The sequence below is a fragment of the Paenibacillus caui genome (assembly GCF_019904135.1).
Lineage (GTDB): Bacteria > Bacillota > Bacilli > Paenibacillales > Paenibacillaceae > Fontibacillus > Fontibacillus caui.
Genome location: NZ_JAIOGQ010000017.1, coordinates 47,024 through 69,802, shown reverse-complemented (window position 1 = coordinate 69,802; position 22,779 = coordinate 47,024). Strand labels below are relative to the sequence as shown.

The 22,779-nt window shown below is 50.5% G+C and carries 22 protein-coding genes and 1 pseudogene; 14 read left to right on the top strand and 9 right to left on the bottom strand.

Features of this window, described 5'->3' with window-relative positions; translation table 11 throughout:
* Nucleotides 1–10 precede the first annotated feature (10 nt).
* Complete coding sequence (locus K7397_RS11885) at nt 11–505, bottom strand: carbohydrate ABC transporter permease (protein WP_223068174.1); 495 nt, start codon at nt 503–505, stop codon at nt 11–13.
* Between the two features lie 36 nt (nt 506–541).
* Between K7397_RS11885 and K7397_RS11880 the strand changes: the two are divergent.
* From K7397_RS11880 to K7397_RS11865, 4 genes and pseudogenes are all read left to right on the top strand, one after another.
* A pseudogene (locus K7397_RS11880) lies at nt 542–703 on the top strand (ABC transporter permease subunit); the annotation flags it as partial.
* Nucleotides 700–1,743 (top strand): ABC transporter permease, encoded by a 1,044-nt coding sequence (locus K7397_RS11875; protein ID WP_223068173.1) that lies wholly within the window; start codon nt 700–702, stop codon nt 1,741–1,743. The pseudogene K7397_RS11880 and the gene K7397_RS11875, both read left to right, overlap by 4 nt.
* A gap of 14 nt (nt 1,744–1,757) precedes the next feature.
* Nucleotides 1,758–2,834: an ABC transporter ATP-binding protein gene (locus K7397_RS11870; RefSeq protein ID WP_223068172.1), complete on the top strand. Its 1,077-nt coding sequence runs from the start codon at nt 1,758–1,760 to the stop codon at nt 2,832–2,834.
* Nucleotides 2,831–3,805, top strand: a complete 975-nt coding sequence (locus tag K7397_RS11865) for an ABC transporter ATP-binding protein (protein ID WP_223068171.1) — start codon at nt 2,831–2,833, stop codon at nt 3,803–3,805. Before K7397_RS11870 ends, K7397_RS11865 begins: the two co-directional genes overlap by 4 nt.
* Before the next feature lie 93 nt (nt 3,806–3,898).
* Here K7397_RS11865 and K7397_RS11860 read toward each other — a convergent pair whose 3' ends face one another.
* The 5 genes from K7397_RS11860 to K7397_RS11840 all read right to left on the bottom strand — a co-directional run bounded on the left by K7397_RS11860 (nt 3,899) and on the right by K7397_RS11840 (nt 9,283).
* A complete protein-coding gene (locus K7397_RS11860) occupies nt 3,899–5,200 on the bottom strand; it encodes a pyrimidine-nucleoside phosphorylase (protein ID WP_223068170.1) in 1,302 nt (433 codons plus the stop codon).
* 73 nt (nt 5,201–5,273) lie between these two features.
* Entirely contained in the window at nt 5,274–5,981 is a 708-nt protein-coding gene (deoD, locus tag K7397_RS11855) for a purine-nucleoside phosphorylase (protein WP_223068169.1), read from the bottom strand.
* A gap of 279 nt (nt 5,982–6,260) precedes the next feature.
* Nucleotides 6,261–7,184 (bottom strand): glycine betaine ABC transporter substrate-binding protein, encoded by a 924-nt coding sequence (locus K7397_RS11850; protein WP_223068168.1) that lies wholly within the window; start codon nt 7,182–7,184, stop codon nt 6,261–6,263.
* 52 nt (nt 7,185–7,236) lie between these two features.
* Nucleotides 7,237–8,088 (bottom strand): ABC transporter permease, encoded by an 852-nt coding sequence (locus K7397_RS11845; protein WP_223068167.1) that lies wholly within the window; start codon nt 8,086–8,088, stop codon nt 7,237–7,239.
* Nucleotides 8,063–9,283, bottom strand: coding sequence for a quaternary amine ABC transporter ATP-binding protein (locus K7397_RS11840; RefSeq protein WP_223068166.1), 1,221 nt, complete (start codon nt 9,281–9,283; stop codon nt 8,063–8,065). Before K7397_RS11840 ends, K7397_RS11845 begins: the two co-directional genes overlap by 26 nt.
* A 310-nt stretch (nt 9,284–9,593) precedes the next feature.
* Between K7397_RS11840 and K7397_RS11835 the strand changes: the two genes are divergently transcribed.
* Nucleotides 9,594–10,139: a GbsR/MarR family transcriptional regulator gene (locus tag K7397_RS11835; RefSeq protein WP_223068165.1), complete on the top strand. Its 546-nt coding sequence runs from the start codon at nt 9,594–9,596 to the stop codon at nt 10,137–10,139.
* A 133-nt stretch (nt 10,140–10,272) separates the two neighbouring features.
* Complete coding sequence (locus tag K7397_RS11830; RefSeq protein ID WP_223068164.1) at nt 10,273–12,540, top strand: alpha/beta hydrolase family protein; 2,268 nt, start codon at nt 10,273–10,275, stop codon at nt 12,538–12,540.
* 20 nt (nt 12,541–12,560) lie between these two features.
* Here the strand turns inward: K7397_RS11830 and K7397_RS11825 are convergent, their stop codons facing one another.
* Nucleotides 12,561–13,457: a LysR family transcriptional regulator gene (locus K7397_RS11825; RefSeq protein WP_223068163.1), complete on the bottom strand. Its 897-nt coding sequence runs from the start codon at nt 13,455–13,457 to the stop codon at nt 12,561–12,563.
* 214 nt (nt 13,458–13,671) lie between these two features.
* Between K7397_RS11825 and K7397_RS11820 the strand changes: the two genes are divergently transcribed.
* The 4 genes from K7397_RS11820 (at nt 13,672) to pstB (ending at nt 17,297) form a co-directional block, all read left to right on the top strand.
* The gene (locus K7397_RS11820; RefSeq protein WP_223068162.1) at nt 13,672–14,610 is read left to right on the top strand and encodes a phosphate ABC transporter substrate-binding protein PstS family protein; all 939 of its coding nucleotides are present in this window, start codon (nt 13,672–13,674) and stop codon (nt 14,608–14,610) included.
* Between the two features lie 106 nt (nt 14,611–14,716).
* Entirely contained in the window at nt 14,717–15,616 is a 900-nt protein-coding gene (gene pstC, locus K7397_RS11815; RefSeq protein ID WP_223068161.1) for a phosphate ABC transporter permease subunit PstC, read from the top strand.
* Entirely contained in the window at nt 15,613–16,500 is an 888-nt protein-coding gene (gene pstA / locus K7397_RS11810; RefSeq protein ID WP_223068160.1) for a phosphate ABC transporter permease PstA, read from the top strand. Before pstC ends, pstA begins: the two co-directional genes overlap by 4 nt.
* Before the next feature lie 41 nt (nt 16,501–16,541).
* Nucleotides 16,542–17,297 (top strand): phosphate ABC transporter ATP-binding protein PstB, encoded by a 756-nt coding sequence (gene pstB / locus K7397_RS11805; RefSeq protein WP_223068159.1) that lies wholly within the window; start codon nt 16,542–16,544, stop codon nt 17,295–17,297.
* 112 nt (nt 17,298–17,409) lie between these two features.
* On the opposite strand, the gene K7397_RS11800 is transcribed toward pstB, so the two are convergent.
* A complete protein-coding gene (locus tag K7397_RS11800) occupies nt 17,410–17,973 on the bottom strand; it encodes a GbsR/MarR family transcriptional regulator (protein ID WP_223068158.1) in 564 nt (187 codons plus the stop codon).
* A 199-nt stretch (nt 17,974–18,172) separates the two neighbouring features.
* Here K7397_RS11800 and K7397_RS11795 point away from each other — a divergent pair, with 199 nt between their 5' ends.
* From K7397_RS11795 to K7397_RS11780, 4 genes are read left to right on the top strand one after another with little or no spacing between them, the layout of a single operon-like run.
* The gene (locus tag K7397_RS11795; RefSeq protein WP_223068157.1) at nt 18,173–19,792 is read left to right on the top strand and encodes a spore germination protein; all 1,620 of its coding nucleotides are present in this window, start codon (nt 18,173–18,175) and stop codon (nt 19,790–19,792) included.
* A complete protein-coding gene (locus K7397_RS11790; protein WP_223068156.1) occupies nt 19,792–20,904 on the top strand; it encodes a GerAB/ArcD/ProY family transporter in 1,113 nt (370 codons plus the stop codon). The genes K7397_RS11795 and K7397_RS11790 overlap by 1 nt, the downstream gene beginning before the upstream one ends.
* Nucleotides 20,888–22,126: a Ger(x)C family spore germination protein gene (locus K7397_RS11785; RefSeq protein ID WP_223068155.1), complete on the top strand. Its 1,239-nt coding sequence runs from the start codon at nt 20,888–20,890 to the stop codon at nt 22,124–22,126. Before K7397_RS11790 ends, K7397_RS11785 begins: the two co-directional genes overlap by 17 nt.
* A 21-nt stretch (nt 22,127–22,147) precedes the next feature.
* Nucleotides 22,148–22,339 (top strand): CLC_0170 family protein, encoded by a 192-nt coding sequence (locus K7397_RS11780; protein ID WP_337926716.1) that lies wholly within the window; start codon nt 22,148–22,150, stop codon nt 22,337–22,339.
* Between the two features lie 82 nt (nt 22,340–22,421).
* Here the strand turns inward: K7397_RS11780 and K7397_RS11775 are convergent, their stop codons facing one another.
* A complete protein-coding gene (locus K7397_RS11775; protein ID WP_223068153.1) occupies nt 22,422–22,517 on the bottom strand; it encodes a YjcZ family sporulation protein in 96 nt (31 codons plus the stop codon).
* Between the last annotated feature and the right edge of the window lie 262 nt (nt 22,518–22,779).

Here is a 22,779-nt window from a genome sequence, read left to right as displayed (position 1 = left end):
TCCTTTTTGCTTATTCATGCTGGAACCGATTGCCTAATACTTTAAGCTGCAGCAGGGTTAGTGCCAGAATAATAACGAACAGGACGACGGTCGCGGCGGATGCCAGCCCCATATCGAAGCTTTTAAAAGCCAGGTTGTAAATATGAAGCACGACGGAGATCGTGGAATCCAATGGCCCCCCTCCAGTCATATTTAGCACTTGGGCAAAAGACTGCAGAAAACTAATACTGGCGATAATGACAGAAAACAGAATAACCGGATGGAGCAGCGGCAAGGTAATATGCACAAATTTGCTCCAAGCGGAAGCCCCATCAATGGCAGCCGCTTCATAGTACATTTTGGGGATGTTTTCAAGTCCTGCCAGGAATATAAGCATCTGAAAGCCAATATTTTGCCATACCATGACAGCCACAATCCAGAAAATAGCTTGCGAAGGGGAATACAGAAAGGATTGCGCATGCAATCCCGCTTCGAGAAGAAGCTCATTAACCACCCCATTCTTCATTAGTATCCACCGGAAAACCCAGCTGACGGCAACTACATCGGGGAGCAGTTCGTCAAATCTATCCTGACCAATGATTACGCGACGATTATGAGCGTCACCCTGCTTTATTCTGCAATGCTGGTCGTCGTTATATTGATTGTTGACATTCTTTACGGCATTATCGATCCCCGGATCAGGTTAGCGGGAGGTAAAAAATGAGCATAGCTGGCAGAAAAACAAACGAGCTTCCGGACATCCCGGATTCCTATTTTGAACCTTTAGACAGCGATTATTTTGGAGACAAAGAAAAGGTCACGTCACCTTCCCTCTCCTTCTATCAGGACGGCTGGAGGCGTCTCAGGAAAAACAAGGCAGCGCTTGGTTCTCTCTACATTTTGCTGCTGATTGTACTCGTTGCGGTCCTGTCGGTATGGTATACACCCCATGATCCGAATCAGCAAAATTTGCCGCATGCCAACTTACCGCCGCGCATCCCCGGCGTTCATATTAACGGCTTTAACGGTCTAGCCAGGGTTTCCGACCACTGGGTTGACAAATATGCGCTAGCGAAGGTTCCTGCGGGCGTAAATTACTATTTCGGCACGGATGCATTCGGCCGCGATTTACTGTCACGGGTTCTGGCGGGCACCCGGATCTCCTTGCTCATTGCTGGAGTGGCTGCTCTTTTTGATCTGTTTATCGGCATCACCTTCGGCTTGATTTCCGGCTGGAAGGGCGGAATTACGGATAACGTCATGCAGCGTGTTCTTGAGATTATCTCCGGAGTTCCTACTCTCGTCATCGTTATTTTGATGCTCCTGTTGTTTAAACCGGGGATGCTCTCGATCATTGTCGCTCTTGCCCTTACAGGCTGGATTACGATGGCCCGCATTGTTCGCGCTCAAACCATGAAGCTCAAAAGTCTGGAATTTGTTCTGGCATCGAAGACACTCGGCGTGTCTTCCCTGCGCATTGCCTTAAAGCATATCATTCCGAATCTCAGCGGGATCATCATCGTTCAGACGATGTTTACGATTCCCAGCGCTATCTTTTTCGAGGCCTTTCTCAGCTTTATAGGCATTGGAATGCGCGCTCCGGACGCGTCTTTGGGGACGCTCCTGAATGAAGGGTATAAGACGTTTCGCTTCCTGCCTCATCTGATGTGGATCCCCGCTGCCGTCCTGTGTGTGATTATGATTTCCTTCAATCTGCTGGCAGATGGGCTGCGTGACGCTTTTGATCCGAAAATGAAAGATTAGGGAGGCGGGAGATCATGACTGATAACCTCTTGGAAATTAACGATTTAAATATCTCGTTCCAGACGTTTGCCGGAACGGTTCGCGCGGTTCGCGGCGTGTCTCTAAATTTGAAGAAAGGAGAAACCCTGGCCTTGGTAGGAGAGTCCGGGTCAGGCAAATCCGTAATCTGCCGGAGTATTATGGGGCTGCTCCCCAAAAACGCAAATATAAACCGCGGCGAGATTCTGTTTCATGGGGATAATCTGCTGACCAAAAGCAGTAGAGAGCTGCAGCGCATTCGCGGCAAGAAAATCTCCATGATTTTTCAAAATCCCATGACGTCTCTGAATCCGACGATGACGATTGGCTATCAGGTGGCAGAGCCGCTTCTTCTGCATGAAAAGCTGCACAAATCCGCGGCCCGAAAAAAGGCGATAGAGCTGCTTGAACTCGTAGGCATTCCCGATTGCAAAAATCGCTTGAATGATTACCCCCATCAGTTTTCGGGCGGACAGCGGCAGCGCATTGTTACGGCCATCGCTTTGGCTTGCAATCCGGAAATTCTGATCGCGGATGAGCCGACAACGGCGCTGGATGTCACCATCCAGGCTCAAATTCTTGAGCTGCTGAAGGAGGTGCAAACGAAGGTGTCCACCTCGATTATTTTTATTACACATGATCTCGGGGTAGTGGCTAATGTCGCAGACAGAGTCGCTGTGATTTATGGAGGGAAAATTATTGAAGTCGGCATGGTAGATGAAATTTTCTATAATCCCCAGCACCCCTATACTTGGGGGCTTCTTCGTTCCATGCCGGCCATGGATGCCGGAGATGAGGAGCTTTACGCGATTCCCGGGAGTCCGCCGAATCTGCTAACCCCTCCTGCGGGGGACCTGTTCGCCGCTCGGAATCCATATGCTTTAACGGCGGATGTTCATGCTGAACCGCCTATGTTTCAAGTATCTCCAACGCATTTTGCTTCAACCTGGCTTCTGGATCCGCGCGCCCCAAAAATCAAGGTGCCCGAAGCGATAGCTATTCGACACCGGTATTTCCGCAATCGAAAGCAGAGCACAATTTCAAGTGAAGGACTAAAAGAGGGGTTACGATGAAGGAGAACGGAACAGAACTATTAAGAGTAGAGGGCTTGAAGCAGCATTTCCGCTCGGGCTCCAAGATGATCAGGGCCGTGGATGATATCAGTTTTTCGATTTATCATGGCGAAACATTCGGGCTTGTCGGCGAGTCCGGATGCGGCAAGTCAACGACGGGGAGAACCATCATCCAGCTATATCAAGCTACTAGAGGGCGCATTTATTTTAACGGAGAGGACTTATCCAAACTCCGCGGGAAACAACGATGGCGTAAGTTTCGCCGCGATGTGCAAATGATTTATCAGGACCCCTATGCTTCATTGAATCCGCGGAATAAAATCAAGGAAATTATCGCAGAGGGAATTGATGTGCACGGCCTTGCGAAAAATGCCAAGGATCGCGAGCTTCAGGTTGCCGGGCTGCTCGAAACAGTCGGCTTGAATCCTGAACATGCCGGTCGCTATCCCCACGAATTGTCCGGAGGACAGCGGCAGCGTATCGGAATCGCCCGTGCGCTGGCCGTTCAGCCAAAGTTCATTATTTGTGACGAACCCATATCTGCGCTGGATGTATCCATTCAGGCTCAAATCGTCAATCTGCTTAAAAGATTGCAGCAGGAAAAACAACTGACCTACTTGTTTATTGCCCATGATTTATCCATGGTTAAGTATATCAGCCATCGCATTGCGGTTATGTATCGCGGGAAAATCGTAGAGCTTGGGCTTGCCAAGGAGCTTTATCGTTACCCTTTGCATCCTTACACGGAAAGCCTGCTCTCCTCCATTCCCTACCCTGATCCGGATTATGAAAGACAGCGGACCCGGCTTCACTTTCAGCCGCAGATTCAAAGCGAAGCGAGCCAGCTTCTTGAAGTGGTTCCCGGTCATTACGTTTACTGCAATCCATCTGAAATTGCCTTATATCAGGCCAAATATGAGCGAATGGCCTCCACGTCCGGTTCACAGCCTGAACCGAGCCTCGTATATTAGTTCATACCAAACAACGCACATAGGCATCCTTTCCTCATTTAAGAAGGAAAAGGATGCCTATGTGCTGTTATTTTGAAATCGCTTATTACCCGGCTATTCGGTCACAATACCGTGAACCAGCACCGGTACTTCCGCATGCTTGGCGATCGTAATGCAGGCGTAAATTTTGTCCTTTACGGCCTCCACGTCTTCGCGGCTCGCATGAATCGTTACGAGGGATTCCCCGGCCTTCACGGGATCTCCCACCTTCTTGTTCAGGACAAGTCCTACGGCCAGATCAATCGCCGATTCTTTCGTCGCGCGGCCTGCGCCAAGCCACATGGCTGCCGTTCCGATGCCGTCCGCGACGATTTCGGCCACAACGCCGTCTTCCTTCGCCGGAACCTCAATCCGATATGCCGCCTGGGGCAGTTTCTCCGGATGATCCACCACAGATGGATCTCCGCCCTGATTGACGATAAACTGCTTGAATTTCTCAAGCGCCGCCCCGCTGCGGACGGCCTCTTTCAGCTTCTCTTCCGCTTCCTCGAGCGAATCCGCCTTGCCGGCCAGATACACCATTTGCCGTCCCAAAGCCAGACACAGCTCTTCCAAATCTTTCGGCCCTTGTCCTCGCAGCGTATCAATGGCTTCCTTCACCTCAAGCGCATTACCGATGGCAAAACCGAGCGGCTGGCTCATGTCGGAGATGACCGCCATCGTCTTGCGCCCGACGTTGCTTCCGATTCGCACCATCGCTCTGGCCAGCTCGGCAGCCTCCTCCGCAGTCTTCATAAAGGCGCCGGAACCGGTCTTGACATCCAGCACAATCGCGTCGGAGCCTGCGGCGATCTTCTTGCTCATGATGGAACTGGCGATGAGTGGAATGGAATTGACCGTCGCGGTCACATCGCGCAAGGCGTACAGCTTTTTGTCCGCAGGGGTCAGATTGCCCGTTTGCCCGATAACGGCTATTTTATGTTGATTCACAAGGCTTGCAAATTCATCCGCGCTAATTTCCGTATGAAATCCGGGAATCGATTCGAGCTTGTCGATCGTTCCTCCGGTGTGCCCAAGTCCACGGCCGGACATTTTGGCAACAGGAATATCCAGCGCCGCGACAAGCGGAGCCAGGACGAGGGTAGTCGTATCGCCAACGCCGCCTGTGGAATGCTTATCCACCTTCACACCCTTGATGGCCGACAGATCAATCACATCGCCCGAATGCACCATAGCCATCGTCAAATCGGCACGTTCGCGCTCGCTCATATCCCGGAAGAATATCGCCATCGCCAAGGCGCTGACCTGGTAATCCGGAATCTCGCCTCTGGTATACCCTTCGATTATGAAATTGATTTCCTCGGTCGAAAGCTCTTTCCCATCGCGTTTTTTCTCAATCAAGTCCACCATTCTCATGGCTTCCATCCTCGCTTTCATCGGTCGTCCATTCGAACCCGCGGCTTAAGTACCCGCTTTAGCAAGACTAAGTTTACAGCGTAATAGCCGTATCCAGCGCCACTTCCATCATTTCGTTAAAGGTCGTTTGGCGCTCCTCGGAAGTCGTTTCTTCGCCTGTCAGCAGATGATCGCTTACAGTCAGAATAGTCAGCGCGTTAACGCCGTATTTGGCGGCAAGCGTATACAGCGCGGTCGTTTCCATTTCCACCCCAAGCACTCCGTATTTCATGAGCAGTTCGGTTACGGAAGTGTCATCCCGGTAGAACATGTCCGAGCTGAAAATATTGCCGACATGGAGCTTCAGCCCCTTCTCGACTCCGCGCTCGTAAGCCGCTTTCAGCAACTGAAAGCTTGCAATCGGGGCAAAATCGTATCCGCCGAACACATGGCGGTTCATGCTCGAATCGGTACAGGCTGCCTGGGCCAAAATCACATCGCGGATATGCACATGCTCCTGCATGGCTCCGCAGGTGCCGACACGCATCAGATTCTTTACGCCGTACTCCCTGATCAGTTCGTTGACGTAAATGGCGATGGACGGCGTGCCCATTCCCGTACCCTGCACGGATACTCTTGTACCCTGATAAGTACCGGTAAAGCCAAGAATCCCCCGCACTTCGTTATAGCAGGTGACATCGCTCAAATACGTTTCGGCGATATATTTCGCCCGAAGCGGGTCTCCGGGCAGGAGAATCGTTTCCGCGATCTCTCCCGGTTTGGCTGCAATATGTACACTCATAATAAAAATCTCCTTTTGCTGCGGTTTAGGTTTCAATAAGCTTTATAATAGCATGGAAAACGGTCAATTCCCAACCGTTCTAACTTGATGAGCCCGATACTTTCGGCATTTTCGGTTAACGCATCTATTATATAAGAAGAAACCCCTATCCGTATACTGGCGGTTTGTCCGCACTTGTCAAAATAGCAAAGGGACCGCTCTCCCCGGTCCAGTCCGGAGCGTAAAGCGGTCCCTTCCAAGCGATTATGCCGGAAAATCCATGCATATCCATTGTTGCGATTACTTGTCTTTCAAATCCTCAATCGACTTGATGTCCACATATGCCGGAACAACCAATCCGGTTTTAACGCCGGTCATGTTGGCGCCCAGGTCCTCAAGCTTATTCTTGAACTGGTTCCAGTAGTCGGCATGCGTCAAAGGCAGCCATGCGGCTACGGTAGCGTCCGCATCCCCATTTGCAACTCCTGTCCACATCGGGCCGGCTTCAACCTGCAGCGCAGTCACTTTATAGCCAAGCTTGGATTCCAGAACATATTTGATCAAATTCGTGCTGGCAATTTCCGAATCCCAGGCCACATAAGCAAGCTTCAAAGCATCGCCTTTTACCGGTGTCAGATCTTTAATCCATGGAGCGATAACGTCTTCATGGCTGTCGGCCCATGCTTTAGCTGCCGCTTCAGGCTCCTTGCCATCCTGAATAGCCGTCATAATCTCGCCCATTTGCTGGTCGGTCCACTGAAAGCGATCCAGGAATTCATAGGCGACAGGCTTATCCTCTTTCAGACCTTTGCGAACGATCGTGTGAATTTCTTCGGCGGCGCCGTACGCTTGCTTCGGATCTTCCAAGTATTTCAGATCGTATTTGGAGAACATCCAGTGCGGTGTCCAGCCGGTAATAATAATCGGTTCCTTGTTTTTGATGGACTTGTCAAGCGCTGCCGTCATAGCTGCGCCGGAACCTTCAACCAGCTGCCAGTTGCTAAGTCCATAGTCCTGAATAGCTTTGGCCGTAGCTTTCATAATGCCGGCGCCAGGGTCGATCCCGATAATCTGATGCTTCACTTGATCGCCTACGCTGGCAGATGCTTTGTCTCCGGATGTGCTTCCGGCGGAATTCCCCTTGCTGCGTTCCGGATTGCAGGCAGCCAAAAGGGCTACCAGTACGATAGATAATGCCAATAATCCCATTTGTCTGATCTTCATGTTCACAATCACTCTCTCTTTCGGTTAATAAATGATGCCGCGCTCCCAGCGCTTAAGCGGCGCGGCGGCGGTTGCGCCCTGCTTTTGGCTTGATTAAATTTTGACTCAGCCGGTCAAGCACAATAGCCAGAATGACAACGACAATTCCCGCTTCAAAGCCTTTGCCGATCTGCAGCTGCGTCACGGCCCGGTACACTTCTGAGCCAATGCCCTGGGCACCGATCATGGACGCAATAACGACCATGGACAACGACAGCATAATGGTCTGGTTCACACCGGCCATCACAGTCGGCAGCGACAGCGGAAGCTGTACCTTGAACAGCTTCTGCGCCGGCGTCGAGCCAAATGCTTCCGCTGCTTCAACCAGTTCCCCGGACACCTGCATAATCCCAAGCCTTGTCAGTCTGATGGTCGGCGGGATAGCAAAGATCACCGACGAAATGACGCCGGGAACAACCCCGAGGCTGAAAAAGGTAACAGCCGGCAGCAGGTATACGAATGCAGGCATCGTCTGCATAAAGTCCAGCAAAGGTACGACAATGCGAGAAACCGACTTTCTATAAGCGCACCAGATGCCGATCGGAATGCCGAGTACAATGGAGATGATACCCGACGTAATGACAAGCGCCAGCGAATTCATCGTTTGCGTCCAGTAGCCCAAATCATAGATCAGCAGGAAGCCGAACATGGAGAACAGGGCGAGCGGAAGTCGGCCGGCATAGTAGGCAATAGCTCCCAAAATGACGATAAACAGAAAAGGATGAGGCAGTAAAAAGATATTGGCGAAGAAGTCCACAATGCCTTCAATAACGGTAGAAATCCCTGTAAACAACCCGCCCAGGTGGGCAGACATCCAGTCGACAATATGCTGAATCCAATCAGAGAGTGGCAGCTTCGGCAGCATGTTCTTCTCTCCCTTCAAGTTCAATTCCACCGGCCAGCGCGCCAAGCAGCGCTCCACGCACGATGACGCCGAGCAGTCTGTGCTGATCGTCGACAACGGCAAGCGGAAGCTTGGATGAGCTTGACATTTCAAACAGCTCATGGATCATCCGGTCTGGAGCGACATAAGGAACGTCGGTGATCAAAATATCATTCAGCGTTTGCTGGTTCTTGGCGGCAGCGGAAGCATCCTCCGCCGTGATGACGCCCAGCAGCTTTTTCGAACGGTCAATGACGAACAGGTTCGAAATGCCGATCTCCCGCATCAGCTCAAGCGCTACGCGCGGACCGCGGTCCAGGGCAATTGTCTCGGGACGACGCATGACGTGCGAGGCGGTCAGCACCTTGGACAAATCCACGTCCTCGACAAACCGCTCCACGTATCCGTTGGCCGGATGGATCATGATTTCTTCCGGAGTACCGATCTGTACAACCGCACCGTCCCGCATCAAGGCGATCCGGTCGCCGATCCGCAGCGCTTCATCCAGGTCGTGTGTAATAAACACGATCGTCTTCTTCATCTTCTCCTGCAAATCAAGCAGCTCATCCTGCATATCCCGGCGGATCAGCGGATCAAGCGCACTGAAGGCTTCATCCATCAGCAGAACTTCCGGATCGTTGGCGAGTGCGCGAGCCAGGCCGACCCGCTGCTGCATACCGCCGCTCAGTTCGTCCGGCATCTTGTTCTCCCAGCCTTTGAGCCCGACAAGCTCAAGAGCCTCGGCTGCTTTCTTGCTTCGCTCCCGCTTATCCACCTTTTGAATTTCAAGCCCGTATTCCACATTTTCAATAACCGTCCGGTGCGGGAACAGCGCGAACTTCTGAAACACCATACTGATCGTCTTGCGACGCACATGCCGCAGCTGCTCCTTATTCATCTTGAGCAGATCCTTGCCATGTACCAGAATTTGTCCGCCGTTCGGCTCAATGAGCCGGTTCAGCATCCGGACCAACGTGGACTTTCCGCTGCCGGAGAGTCCCATAATGACGAAAATTTCACCCTGCTGTATGTCAAAACTTACTTGATTTACACCTACGGTGATATGCTTCTCTTTGGCCAGCTTTTCTTTCGTCCAGCCTTCCTTAAGCAGCTTCAATCCCTGCTCGGCATGAGGGCCAAACAGCTTGCTGACCTGCTTTAGTTCCAGAATAGCCATATTTACACCCTTCCCTTCAAAAATTGCTTCTATATAAGAAGTCCTTAGCCATAACCGAAAGAAAGATGCCCGGGTTAACTCAAGGTATAACCATTGTAACAACAAGCTGACGATGATCGCAAACTAAAAATCCGTACGTATAGAACGTACAGTAAAAACTGTACGAACTAATACTACCGAATACTCCTGATTCCTCTCTTATGCTGTATGAAATGTTTCTTTACTTCTTTACATCACTTTTTTACAATAAGGCGTGATTAATCGATGGTTATACCAGATGCTCACAGGCTGAAGATAGGAGGGTACAAGCATGGGCTTGGACCAATTAACAGAAGAACAACAAGCTATAATCCTTAAATTGAGAAAACGTGTTATTGAGCATATAGGCAACAATATGGACTTATATGGGCTTACTCTATCCACGGGACTTTTATACGGATTATTGTTTTTTGCCGATAAACCGATGACGCTGGATGAAATGGGCAAGGAAATGAAAATGAGCAAAACCAGCATGAGTACCGGTGTACGGGCGATGCTGGATCTCAGGATGGTGAATAAAATCTGGGAAAAAGGCTCGCGAAAAGACTTGTACGAGGTAGAGTACGACTGGTATCAATCGTTTACCGATTATTTTGCCATCAAGTGGAGAAAAGCTGTGGAAAGCAATCTTCTGGCCATTCAAAGGGCCATTAAAGAAGCGGATCAATTGCTGGAGCAGCCGGTCGATGAACAACTGGCAGCGATTCTGAGAGAGGACAAAGAGAAGCTGCTTCACGCGAAAGCCTATTACCGCTGGCTTGACCGGCTGATCGACGCGATGGAGGATGGGCAAATCTTCGAGCTTGTCCCGAAATAAGCTGGCGATTGCTTTTCAAGGCATAATTTCATATTAAATGCAGCCTTCACATTCCTTAAATTGGATGGAGGCTTTTTTTTCATGTTACAATAGAGATAATTTGCTTCAATTATTACATCATCCGGGAGTTGTCATGGAACTGCAATTTGAAAATGTTTATCCCGCCGCTCCCCGTCTGAGGGCCCGCCTGAAGCGGAGGATCAACGGAACTTACCGCTATGATACGCTGTTCTGGCTCGTATCTCTATCCGGCCTTTGGGCCTTTGTTATTTTTGCTTCTGTACTCGCTGCCCTGGGGCTTCCCACCGGACACGGATTAGCCGTCGATTTGATGCTGTTCACAGGCGGCAGTTCTGTTGTGCTCGCACTGGCCGCAAATCTGGCAGCGGTACTGCTGGCGCTGATTGGATTACCTGTTCCCCGGCTGTTCTGCGCTTCTTTGATCTGTACGGCCGCTTTCGTCTATACGATCTTCAGGTATGGCGGGGATGTTTACTGGGCCATTTCAGCCGCAGGGACGCTGCTCCTTACCGCAGTCGGAACGTTGGCGGGGATGACGCTTGGCATACTGACAGGGACGAAAGTCCGCCTCCGGCGAAAGATTCCGCTTGCCCTGATGACCGCAGTCATATGCGCAGCGATTATTTACGTGCCTTTGCATTTCACCGGCTTGCCCGTTTCGCCCGCTTATTTGCCAGTATCAGCTTCAAAGCAGATAGAGGCCAAAAATCCGGCTGAAAACGGAAACGGAGCTTACCGGTATTTTACTTATGGCAGCGGTTTGGACCTTCATCGCAGTGAATTCGCAGGAGGAGCCGAGCTGACCTCCACGCCGGTTAACGCTTCCCCGTTTATTAAAGACTGGTCCAAGCGCAGAACGAAGTTCTGGGGCTTCGATGCGCATAACCTGCCTCTAAACGGCAGGGTTTGGATGCCGGAGGGCAGCGGTCCTTTCCCGCTCGTTCTGATCGTGCACGGCAATCATTTAATGGAATATTTTTCGGATGAAGGATACGCTTATTTGGGAGAACTGCTTGCCAGCCGGGGTTTTATCGCCATCTCCGTTGACGAAAATTTTCTGAATTATTCGGCATGGAGCGGAATTCCCGGTAATGACATGAAGGTGCGGGCATGGCTGCTGCTCAAGCATCTCCAGCAGATCGACTTGTTTGCTTCAGACCGCAGCAGTCCCTTTTATCAAAAGGTGGATTTCGACCGGATCGGTCTCATTGGACATTCCCGCGGAGGGCAAGCCGTAGCCATGGCAGCCGATCCTCTGCGCTGGTTTGTACGGGGAGATTCGCTGCAAAATATCGACAAATTCCATGTCCGGAGCATTGCCGCGCTGGCACCTACGGACAAGAAAGTGGAGAACAATCTGGCCCGCCTGAGCAATATCAATTACTTGGCCATCCAGGGCGCGCAGGACGGGGATGTCAACGACTTTTACGGGGACCGCCAGTTTGATCGAACTACCTTTGACAAATACAGCTCCTTTTTCAAGTCCACTTTATATGTTGCAGGGGCGAATCACAGCCAGTTCAATACCGATTGGGGGCATTATGATCTGAGCTTCCCTTCGGGCATTCTGCTCAGCCGCTCTCCTATCATGGACGGGAACAACCAGCGGCAAATCGCCATGGTCTACGTGTCCGCCTTTATGGAGGCAACCCTGCATGGCCGTGTGGAATATACCGAGCTGTTCCGGGATTACCGCACAGGTCTTGAGTGGCTGCCAAAGACGGCATACTATAACCGTTTTGAGGACGCCAGCTTTACAGTGCTAGCCGACTATGAGGAAGACCGCGACAAAACGACGATTCGCGGCGGGGGCACTGCAAAAGCCGAAAATGCCGTTCTGAGCGAAACGGAGGCCAAAGATCGCGAGAATAACAATAAGGGAAAACGCGGCGTTGTGCTGGAATGGAAAGCGGAAGGGGACAGCGGGCAGCAAGCTTCTTATTCGCTTGAGCTGCGCAGCTCGGGTAACAGTGAGCAGTACAAGTCAGCGCTTTCCCTTGCCAAGGGGCTCTCTTTCTCGATGGCAAACATGAATTTCGAGCTGGCCGAAAAAGACGGCCACACCCCCCCCTCTCCAGCCGTCACGATTGGACTGGAAAGCTTGAATGGTACATCGGTGCGCCTTCCGCTGTCACAGTTTATGGCAATCCAGCCTCTGCCGGTCAGCCGGTTCACACTCAACTCATGGCTGGAGAAGAAGCTGGAAGGCGGCAAGTATAAGGAGCCGACGGAGTCGGTCTTTCAAACGTATCGGCTGGATTTCCGGACTTTTATGCGGCAGAGTCCAGGGTTCCGTCCCAAAGAGCTGTCCAGGATTACTTTCTATTTCGGAAATGGCCCGGGCAAGATCATGCTGACGGACATTGGCCTGTACTCCTGACATCAACATCAGCATCAGGCTCAGGATTTCCCATGCTCCTTGATGCTAAGGGCCAGCTCCTGAGCAATCCGCGAGGATGGCTCGCCGCCGCGAAATAACAGTCCGATTACAAAATTTTGAATATGCAGTGCTTCCGGCAAAGGGAGCACTGCTATTTTTTGCTCAAACGTCCGTAGACCTTCTACCGCTTTCCTTGTGGCAAGCGCAACCCCCAATCCGAGAACAGCCGCTTGTACAGCCGCTTCTAAAGACGAGACCGTCACCTTGCTTCGCGGATCGATCTTCTGTTCTTCAGCCAAGCGGCGTAAAAACGATTCGAGAAACGAAGCGTTGCCATAACGTATGAAGTTCTCTGTCTCTGCTTCATCGGGCAGTACTTCCCCACGCTTGGCCCAAGGATGCTCCTCAGCGCAAATGATAACGGCCTCATCTTCAAACAGCGGTTCAAAAAAACCGGCATACGGGGCGGCGGAATTCTTCTCCATGATCACGGCATCTGCTGCGCCATCGGCAAATAACGGCCCAAGCTCTGCCTGTGAACATAAGCGAATGTCGCTTTGCAATTCCGGATTAAGCTCCTTCAGGGCACGAACCCCGCGAAGTACATATCCGGCGTACAAATCCTCCGACCCGACCCGGATCAAGCCCCCGCCCGGATTTTTATACTGCTCCAGAACTCTGGCAGCTTCACCGGATAATGCCGTCATTTTGAGGGCATAAGGATATAAAGACCTGCCCGCTTCGCTTAGTAAAATACGCCCGCCTCTTGCCTGATAAAGCGAGACGCCAAGCTCTTCCTCCAGACTTTTCATGTGAAAAGTCACAGTCGGCTGCTTGATCTGCAGCTCGCGCGCGACGTCCGTTACTTTCTTATATTTTTCGATCAGAACGAGAATTTGAAGTTTAAACAGATTCATGCGCATAAGCCTCCCTGCTTGCGGCAGCTTTACTCCTGCTTTATTATATACTTTTTCTATAATACTATAGATAAATTATTGTAATTTTTATCATTCCGTTTACATTGTTTTGACTTCTCACAAATGATCGCCTTCTATAATTTGAGTTGTTGGCGGGAAACACGTAAACAAGCCTGCCGAAATTCAAATACAAAATATGGGGGAATCCTTCGTCATGAAACTTAAAAAATCCGTTTTACTTGCGCTAACTCTGGCTTTCAGTGTCTCGCTTGCAGCATGCGGAAACAACAACAATTCACAAGGCAGCAGCGCTTCAAACGGCAGCAGCGCCTCAAACAATAAATCTGCTGAAACGAAATTGAGCGGTTCGATTATCGCATCCGGCTCCACTGCCCTGCAGCCGCTTGTTGACCAAGCGGGTAAAAAATTCTCCGAAACGAACAGCGGCGTATCCATTCAAGTACAAGGCGGCGGCAGCGGAACAGGACTTACGCAGGTATCTGAAGGACAAGTTCAAATCGGTAACTCCGACGTTTTTGCTGAAGAGAAGATTGACGATGCCAGCAAAGCGGCTGAGCTGAAAGACCATCAAGTAGCCGTAGTTGCCATGGCTGCGGTTGTTAACAAGGAAGTTGGCGTAACCAATCTGACGAAGCAGCAGCTTGTCGATATTTTCACCGGCAAAATTACGAACTGGAAAGATGTTCAAGGTAAAGATCAAAAAATCGTTATCGTAAACCGTCCTGGCAGCTCCGGTACTCGTGCGACATTTGAAAAATTTGCGCTCGGTCAGAAAGCTCCGGATTTGCAAGGTTCGATTCAGGAAGATTCCTCAGGCACAGTTAAAAAGCTCGTTAAAGAAACGCCAGGGGCTATCGGTTACCTCGCTCTTTCCTACATCGATGATACAGTTCAGCCTCTGCAATATGACGGTGTAGACGCCACTGCAGATAACGTTGCTGCCGGCAAATATCCGGTATGGGCTTACGAGCACATGTATACAAAGGGTGAACCTGATGCAACAACCAAAGCCTTCCTGGACTACATGCTGTCCGATGAAGTTCAAAATGGCGACGTTGTAGAAATGGGTTACATTCCGGTATCCAAAATGCAAGTTGTCCGCGACGTTAAAGGCAACGTAACAAATAAATAATAATCAAGCTTGACATTTGCGAGTCAGGAGGCCGAAGGCGCAAGCCTTCCGCCTCTATTTTCACGTTTTAATATTAAATATTCAAATGAGAGAAAGAAGGCCATCCATGAAAGCTAAACAAGAAACCCCCCTTCTATTCCGCAAACATCGGGCGGAAGAATGGATCGGGCGGATTTATACGACCTTCTGCGTCACTTTACTTATTGTTGTTATTTTTTCAATCGTATATTTTGTTGCCAGCAAAGGCGTTTCCACGTTTGCCGTTAACGGCATCAGCTTGTCCGAATTTCTGTTTGGAACGGAATGGCTGCCTGATAACAACCAGTTCGGCGCGCTTCCGTTTATTTTCGGTTCGTTTATTACGTCTCTGCTGGCTGCTGTAATTGCCAGTCCGCTGAGTGTTTGTGCAGCCTTGTTTATGACGGAAATTATGCCAAGCTGGGGCAAAAAAGTGCTGCAGCCGGTTGTCGAGCTGCTTGCCGGCATCCCGTCTGTTGTTTACGGCTTTATCGGCTTGAGCGTACTCGTACCGTTTTTGCGCGATATTTTTCCAGGTCAGGGCATTGGCGTAGCCGCAGGCTCGCTGGTCTTGTCCATTATGATACTGCCTACGATTACGAGTATCGCCACTGATGCGCTGGGCTCGCTGCCCCGCAATCTCAAAGAGGCTTCCTATGGTCTAGGCGCAACGCGGTGGCAGACGATTGCCGGCGTCGTGCTCCCGACGGTAATGCCTTCAGTGCTGACCGGGGTCGTGCTCGGCATGGCGCGCGCTTTCGGCGAGGCGCTCGCCGTTCAGATGGTTATCGGGAATGCGCCGCATATCCCGAGATCGCTGTTCGAATCCGCCTCTACTTTGACCAGTGTGATCACTTTGAACATGAGCAATACGGTTATGGGTTCCGCACAAAATAACGCCCTTTGGAGCATGGCGCTCATTCTGCTCTTCATGACCTTTGTATTCGTCTTTGTTGTCCGTTTGCTGGAAAGGAGAGCTAAAATATGAGCGCAAAGCTTAAAGACCGCATCGCTACGGGAGTCATCGTTGCTTTTTCACTGCTGATCATCGCCATTCTGCTTGGCATGCTTGGCTATATTCTTGTCAGAGGCCTTAGTCATATTAGCTGGGACTTTCTGACGTCGGTACCGGAAACCATTAGAGCTGGCGGCGGTATCGGGCCTCAGCTGTTCAACTCGCTGTATCTGCTGGTGCTGACGCTGATCATTACCATTCCACTCGGCATCGGAGCCGGGATTTATATGGCTGAATATGCAAAGGGAGGCCGGCTGACGGCTGCCGTCCGCCTTGTCGTTGAGGTATTGTCCTCCTTCCCTTCCATCGTAGTAGGCCTGTTCGGCTTGCTGCTTATCGTCAATACATTCAATTTCGGATTTTCCGTGCTGTCCGGAGCGCTTGTTCTGACGATCTTCAATATGCCGCTGATGGTTCGGGTTACTGAACAAGCTTTCCGGAACGTGCCGAAAGAACAAAAAGAGGCCGGGCTTGCGATGGGGCTGTCCCACTGGAAGATTATCACTTCCATCTTGTTCCCGGTTGCCCTTCCCGCGATCATCACCGGCACCATTCTGGCGGCAGGACGGATTTTCGGGGAGGCCGCAGCCTTGCTGTTCACCGCGGGGATGACCACGCCGCGGCTTGATTTCACGGACTGGAATCCGATGAGTCTGAATTCGCCAATTAACCCGATGCGCCCGGCGGAGACTCTCTCCGTCCATATCTGGAAAGTGAACAGCGAAGGCATTGCGCCCGACGCAGCCGAAATTGCCGCAGGCGCTTCCGCCGTGCTTGTACTGATGGTGCTGATCTTTAACCTGCTGGCACGCTGGGTCGGCCGGCTGCTGTACCGCAAGTTTACTTCGATCAAATAGAATGGCAAATTTCAAAACATTAGAATTGGAGACATGAACCGATGACGGATATCCTTCGGACCGAGAATCTTAAAATCTATTACGGACAAAACGAAGCCGTAAAAGGGGTCGATCTGTCTTTTCCCGAAAATTCGGTTACGGCTCTGATCGGCCCATCCGGCTGCGGCAAATCCACCTTTCTCAGAGCATTAAACCGGATGAACGATGAAATTCCGGGCTCGCGGATGACAGGAAGCATCTGGATTAACGGGCGCAACATTAACGCGCCGGATACCGATGTTACGGTGCTTCGCCAAAGCATCGGCATGGTTTGGCAGCGGCCGAATCCGTTTTATAAATCCATTTATGCCAATATCGCTTTCGGGCCCAAATATCATGGCATCAAGAACAAGAAGCAGCTGGATCAAATTGTGGAGGACAGCCTGCGGAAAGCCGCCCTCTGGGACGAAGTCAAGGACCGGCTCCATCAATCCGCCCTCTCCCTTTCAGGCGGCCAGCAGCAGCGCCTCTGCATCGCACGCGCGCTGTCGGTGCAGCCGAAGATTTTGCTGCTCGATGAACCGGCTTCGGCGCTGGATCCGGTTTCCACAGCCAAAATCGAAGAGCTGATCCTCCAGCTCAAGGAGCAGCTGTGCATCGTCATCGTGACGCATAATATGCAGCAGGCTGCCCGGATTTCGGGCCATACCGCTTACTTTTACATGGGTAAGCTGATTGAATATGATAAGACAGATGTGATCTTCACCAATCCGTCCGATCCGATGACGCAGGAATATATTTCCGGACGTTTCGGATAAAGCAGAAGGGGCTGTCCTACAGTAGTCGAAAAAACTACGATTAGGACAGCCCCTCGCCTATTAGAACCCCTATAATCCGGGAAACCGGTTCCCGCTAGTTCGCCGATCTTTTTCATTTTGGCACCAGATCGAAAATATCGCCGCTCTCCATGACATCTATCAGCCGTTCAAGCCAGGCATAATAATCCATAGCATTCTCTATTTTCCCCTTGTCATTGAGCAAAATCTGTTTATAAGGTCCTTCCTCTCCCGAAACGGATGCCTCCAGTTCCTTCAGCAAACGGTCGATTTCGGCGATGGAACGCCGCAGCGAATTCCGATTGCTCTCCACCGCTCTTCTCCACTCGATCGCGAAGAAATCAACAAACGTTTGATGCCAATCATACTCTACTTCATATAAATCCTTGCGTGAGCCTTTTTCCCACACTTTATTGACCATCTTCAACTCGAGCAGATTGCGGACCCCCGTGCTCATGCTCGTCTTGCTCATTTTCATTTCCCGTCCCATCTCATCCAGCGTCATCGGCTTATCCGCAAAGAACATCAGTCCGTATAAATGGCCGGTTGACTGGGTGATTCCGTACAGGTCCATGTTACTCCCGATGGCTTCGATTACCCGCTTTCGTATTCGCATTACATCAGCTTGTTCTTCCGAAGTAAGCTGTTCAAAGCCCATAGCTGCAACCTCCCGTGAAAATGACTCATGCTGCTGTCTTGTCCATAATAATAATCTTTCATAGCAGGCAAAGCGCATGCCTCTCATTATTGTATGAAAGTGCAAATTAAATGTAAAGAAACCCCTCAAGATACATAATTCACTTCCTGACTGGAGATAAATAACTTTGAAATGCAGACCGGACGGAGGAGGATTTCACATGTCCAGCTGGAAGCAAATCTTTGAAACCTACAAAGCCGGAAAGCACGAGCCGGTAGAGTCGCGTATGACACCGGGTACAACCGTCCAACTGGCCTCACCCTCTCTCGAGGACAAGCTTGAGGCCATCCATTCCTTCCTGGGCGAAAGCGACGACCTGATCGTGCGAAGATTCAGGGTCTTCGGCGAAATAGAAGCTGCCGCCATATTTATGGCATCGGTTGTCGATCATATTCTGATCCACGAAGCCATCCTGAAACCTCTGATGAACATCCCGCCGCAGCTCAATTTTAAAGTTATAGACTTGAAGGAGCTCCCGGATGTCCTCCTGAAAGATTGCCTGCTTGTAACGGGTGGCATGAAGGAGACAGAAGCGGAAAAACTGCTTAACTCCATTATGCAGGGCAGTACGGTCTTGCTGATTGACGGAGCTCCTGAATCCCTGGTGCTGCAAACCCGAAAGATTGAAAAGCGGGGCATTGAGCAGCCGCAAACTGAGCAAGTGATCCGCGGAGCGCGGGAAGGATTTGTAGAAGTTCTCGAAACCAATTTGTCGCTTCTGCGTGGCCGGCTGCAATCCAATGATCTGCGAATCAAGATAAGTCCAATTGGCAGAAGGACCAGATCAAGGGTAGCCGTTTGCTATATAGAAGGAATCGTCAATCCGCAGCTGGTTGATGAAGCCTTGAGCCGTCTGTCCAAAATCGACACGGACGCCATTATCGACGCCGGTTATATCGAGCAATTTATCGAAGACCATCCCATGTCCCCTTTTCCGCAAATTCAAAGCACGGAAAGACCGGACAAGACTGCCGCAGCGCTCATTGAAGGCAGAGTGGCCATTATGGTGGACAATTCCCCGTTCGCTCTAATCATTCCGACGGTGTTTGCCCAATTTTATCAGACTCTGGATGATTATACCGAGCGGTTTATGATTGCCAGCTTGATTCGCATGGTGCGTTTGATTGCACTTATTTTCTCGTTGATAACTCCCGCGCTCTATGTGTCCGTGATTTCCTTTAACCCGGAGCTGCTGCCTACCGATTTCGCGGTGGCCGTAGCGGGAGGCAGGGCGGGCGTGCCTTTCCCGGCTTTCATCGAAGTGTTAATTATTGAAGTTTCTATGGAAGTATTAAGGGAAGCGACCATCAGGCTTCCGCAAATGATCGGGGGCGCTTTGTCCATCGTCGGTGTGCTCGTCATCGGGCAAGCAGCCGTATCCGCCGGCTTCTGCAGTCCCATTACAGTTGTGATCGTCGCCCTGACGACAATCGGATCGTTCGCAACGCCTGCCTATAATGCGGCTATCGCGCTTCGCATGCTCCGCTTCCCACTCATTTTTCTTGCAGGCACCTTCGGGCTATACGGAGTAATGATCGGCCTCATCCTGATCGTGAATCACCTGTTGTCGCTTGAATCCTTCGGTGTCCCGTATGTAGCGCCGATCGTACCGGGAAGCTGGCAGGGCATCAAAGATTCCCTGATGCGCGGGCCTTTGTGGTGGATACCCAATCGTCCAAGCTACTTACACCCGGTCAATAAACGACGTCAAGCCAAAAAAACTGCTAAATCACCTATGGACTCGGCATTTAAAGGGCCGACTCGCAAGGAGAATCCGTGATGAACCGTTCCACACCAACCGGACAAATTACACCATTGCAAACACAGGCCATTGTCATCAGCAGCATTGTAGGCATCGGCGTGCTTACTTTTCCCACTTATATGGCTCAGGCAGCAGACAGCGGAGGTCCTCTCGTCACATTGCTAGGCATTGTGTTCTCTTGTATTTCCCTGATTCCGTTGTCACTGGTCGGCAGGAGATTCCCAAAGGAAAATATAGTCGTGTACAGCGGGAAGCTGATCGGCAAGTGGCCTACCCTGCTGTTCTGCTTCACCCTTATACTGATGTTCCTGCTCGTGACAGGGGGGATCGTCCGCGAAACTGCGGAAGCTATCTCGCTGATCGTGCTTCCCCGGACTCCCCCAGAAATAACGGCTATTATGCTGCTGTCTCTTACTGCGTTATCCGCACGGCGCAATATCATCAAATTCAGTTACATTCACACGTTCTATCTGCCCTTTATCCTGGTGCCGGGGCTAATCATTCTGATCGGTTCTCTCCGAAATGCGGATTATCTGAATCTGCTCCCTTTTACTGGGATCCATCCGAAGAACGTGATCAGCGGAGCTCTGACCATTATGGGGCTGTTTCAGGTTTCATTTATTTTGGCCATGGTCATTCCGCACATGAGCAAGCCCCAAAAGGCTCTTAACTGCAGCTTCTGGTCGATTGCCTGCGCAGGCGCATTATATTTGTTTATCGTGACTGCCAGCACTGCGGTATTTGGAGCGGAAGAAATGAAAGAGATGGTGTACCCGACACTTGAGCTGGCGCGAAGCTCTTCGATTTCCGTCAGCGGCCTGCAAAGAGTCGACGGGATCTTTATTATCGTCTGGGTCCTTACTGTATTTACAACTTTAATTTCAACCTACTATATATCTTTATATTTAATTGGAAGAATATTTGATTTACAGGATCACCGGATGCTTGCAACCTTTTTGATTCCGTTTGTATTTATCGTCTCTTTGATTCCCCAAGATTTTTTTCAGCTTTATGATTCTATGAATCTGATCAGCATTGTGGGGCTTTGCCTAACCTTTGGGTATCCGCTGCTGCTATACATCATATCCTTTATTCAGAAGGGAGTCCGAGGTAATGAAACGACCGGTTAGCAAATGGTTACTGTGTTTGTTGATGTTCTGTACGTCCATCGTCTGTTTGACAGGTTGCTGGGACCGTCAGGAAATCGAGAGCCGGGCATTGATTCTCGGAATGGCTATCGATGAAGCGCCGCCATCCGAACAAAATAGTGACGCCCATTCAACTCATTTAAGCACTCCCCCATCAGTAAAAAATAAACTGATCCGTCTTACCGCGCAAATCGCCGTCCCGGGCCGCGTCCCGCTTGGGCCTGGAACCGGAGGAACCGGCGGCGGTGGAGCTGGCGACAGCGCTTCAATGCCTGTTTGGGTGGTGCAAGTCGTAGGCCACACCCTTGACGATGCCCTGAATAATCTGCAGCAGGAAATCGCGGATCCCAAAACTTTAATTCATCTCCGAATTATTATCGTCAGCGAAGCGATCGCGAGACAAGGACTTGACGATATCAACGATTATTTGCGCCGCAATCCTGAGGTTCGCAGGTCGACCTGGCTGCTTGTTTCAGATGTGGAAGCCGCAAAATTTATGAATGTTGCGCCTCCTTTGGAACGTGTCCCTACCCTGTATTTACTCGGAATGATCGAAAAATCAACGGAAATGGGAAAATTTCCGGGTGATGATATCGGACAATACTGGAGTGATCAGTCCAAATGGGGCCAAAACGCCTTTCTTCCTCATATCTCGATTCGAGGTGAAAATAATATTCTGATCAGAGGGTTGGCCTATTTTCGTGACAATCGCATGATCGGTGCAACGAAGCCAATCGAAATCGGAGTTTATATGGCCATAAAAGGGATGGATCCGGCGGGCTACAGCGCCCTTTTGCAAGTACCCCCATTGGGGATCGTAATGACAAGCACGATGGCTCGTGAATCTAAAATCAATGTCAAAATCAGAGACGGGAAGCCTGCCGCAACGCTCAAAATCCATTTGGAGGCCAGACTTGTCGAAAAGGAGGCCGAACACGTCAAAGTCAGCTCGCCTGAAAGTTTAAGATTGGTAGAGGAACGCTTAAGCTCTATCGTTAAAGAGAGTGCGGAGAACCTGCTCACTCGGCTGCAGAAGGATAAATCGGACATTGTAGGCTTTGGAGAATATGTCCGTGCATACAAAAGCTCGTTTTGGAGAAACAATATACATGAAAAAAGCGACTGGGAGGATTTATTTTCCCGTATGCCAATTGAAGTTGTCGTGGACTCCTCCGTCCGCAGAATCGGCCTCAAAAATGATTAAGGTGTGATAATCGTGGTTTTTATGCGGTTGATGATTTATGTTGTCACCCTGTTTTTTGTTTCCGGGATTGTACTTCTCTTCGTAGACCGGCAAGTTTACAGGGTGAATGGAATGTGGAAGGAAAAATTTATAGCGCTGGCGCTCGGATGGATCCAGCTGTGTCTATTCGCTCTCTTTCTGATTGGCTCCTTGGTGTTATGGCTGCTGGTTTAAGCCTTCCGGCCCCATTGTACATCAAAACCTCCCTAATCAGAGCCAGGGAGGTTATTGATGCGTTTACGCTAAATGAATTCTGTTACAGCCAAAACGTGCGGGTGATGATTACCAGCAAGATGAAAAGCACGAGGATGACGCCAGTTGAAGTAAAACCTTTTCCTACGAAATCGGACATTTAAACTCCTCCTTATGATAAATTACATGGTAGTATATGTCTTGATGCGTTCGCCGGTATGGACCGGGGTCCAATTTTGGGAAAGTTTTTCTGTTCGACAGATCGCTTATCGTGTGATATAATTAACACAAATTTTATATGCGATGACCGGAGGAGCCTGTCAACCCAGGCCCCTCTATGTCTTGAGACGGATGCTTAAATGATGCGGGGGGCCTGTGTACAGGCTCCCTTTTTGTGTCTTCGCGAGTGTAGAGGAGGAGTC

Excerpts from the sequence above, each read along its gene's own strand:
- K7397_RS11790 (WP_223068156.1), top strand. The coding sequence starts at position 19,792 with ATGAACCGTTCCACACCAACCGGACAAATTACACCATTGCAAACACAG.
- K7397_RS11875 (WP_223068173.1), top strand. The coding sequence starts at position 700 with ATGAGCATAGCTGGCAGAAAAACAAACGAGCTTCCGGACATCCCGGAT.
- K7397_RS11820 (WP_223068162.1), top strand. The coding sequence starts at position 13,672 with ATGAAACTTAAAAAATCCGTTTTACTTGCGCTAACTCTGGCTTTCAGT.
- K7397_RS11870 (WP_223068172.1), top strand. The coding sequence starts at position 1,758 with ATGACTGATAACCTCTTGGAAATTAACGATTTAAATATCTCGTTCCAG.
- K7397_RS11865 (WP_223068171.1), top strand. The coding sequence starts at position 2,831 with ATGAAGGAGAACGGAACAGAACTATTAAGAGTAGAGGGCTTGAAGCAG.
- pstB (WP_223068159.1), top strand. The coding sequence starts at position 16,542 with ATGACGGATATCCTTCGGACCGAGAATCTTAAAATCTATTACGGACAA.
- K7397_RS11850 (WP_223068168.1), bottom strand. The coding sequence starts at position 7,184 with ATGAAGATCAGACAAATGGGATTATTGGCATTATCTATCGTACTGGTA.
- K7397_RS11830 (WP_223068164.1), top strand. The coding sequence starts at position 10,273 with ATGGAACTGCAATTTGAAAATGTTTATCCCGCCGCTCCCCGTCTGAGG.
- K7397_RS11780 (WP_337926716.1), top strand. The coding sequence starts at position 22,148 with ATGCGGTTGATGATTTATGTTGTCACCCTGTTTTTTGTTTCCGGGATT.
- K7397_RS11885 (WP_223068174.1), bottom strand. The coding sequence starts at position 505 with ATGAAGAATGGGGTGGTTAATGAGCTTCTTCTCGAAGCGGGATTGCAT.
- K7397_RS11835 (WP_223068165.1), top strand. The coding sequence starts at position 9,594 with ATGGGCTTGGACCAATTAACAGAAGAACAACAAGCTATAATCCTTAAA.
- deoD (WP_223068169.1), bottom strand. The coding sequence starts at position 5,981 with ATGAGTGTACATATTGCAGCCAAACCGGGAGAGATCGCGGAAACGATT.
- K7397_RS11785 (WP_223068155.1), top strand. The coding sequence starts at position 20,888 with ATGAAACGACCGGTTAGCAAATGGTTACTGTGTTTGTTGATGTTCTGT.
- pstA (WP_223068160.1), top strand. The coding sequence starts at position 15,613 with ATGAGCGCAAAGCTTAAAGACCGCATCGCTACGGGAGTCATCGTTGCT.
- K7397_RS11845 (WP_223068167.1), bottom strand. The coding sequence starts at position 8,088 with ATGCTGCCGAAGCTGCCACTCTCTGATTGGATTCAGCATATTGTCGAC.
- pstC (WP_223068161.1), top strand. The coding sequence starts at position 14,717 with ATGAAAGCTAAACAAGAAACCCCCCTTCTATTCCGCAAACATCGGGCG.
- K7397_RS11860 (WP_223068170.1), bottom strand. The coding sequence starts at position 5,200 with ATGAGAATGGTGGACTTGATTGAGAAAAAACGCGATGGGAAAGAGCTT.
- K7397_RS11800 (WP_223068158.1), bottom strand. The coding sequence starts at position 17,973 with ATGGGCTTTGAACAGCTTACTTCGGAAGAACAAGCTGATGTAATGCGA.
- K7397_RS11775 (WP_223068153.1), bottom strand. The coding sequence starts at position 22,517 with ATGTCCGATTTCGTAGGAAAAGGTTTTACTTCAACTGGCGTCATCCTC.
- K7397_RS11795 (WP_223068157.1), top strand. The coding sequence starts at position 18,173 with ATGTCCAGCTGGAAGCAAATCTTTGAAACCTACAAAGCCGGAAAGCAC.
- K7397_RS11825 (WP_223068163.1), bottom strand. The coding sequence starts at position 13,457 with ATGAATCTGTTTAAACTTCAAATTCTCGTTCTGATCGAAAAATATAAG.
- K7397_RS11840 (WP_223068166.1), bottom strand. The coding sequence starts at position 9,283 with ATGGCTATTCTGGAACTAAAGCAGGTCAGCAAGCTGTTTGGCCCTCAT.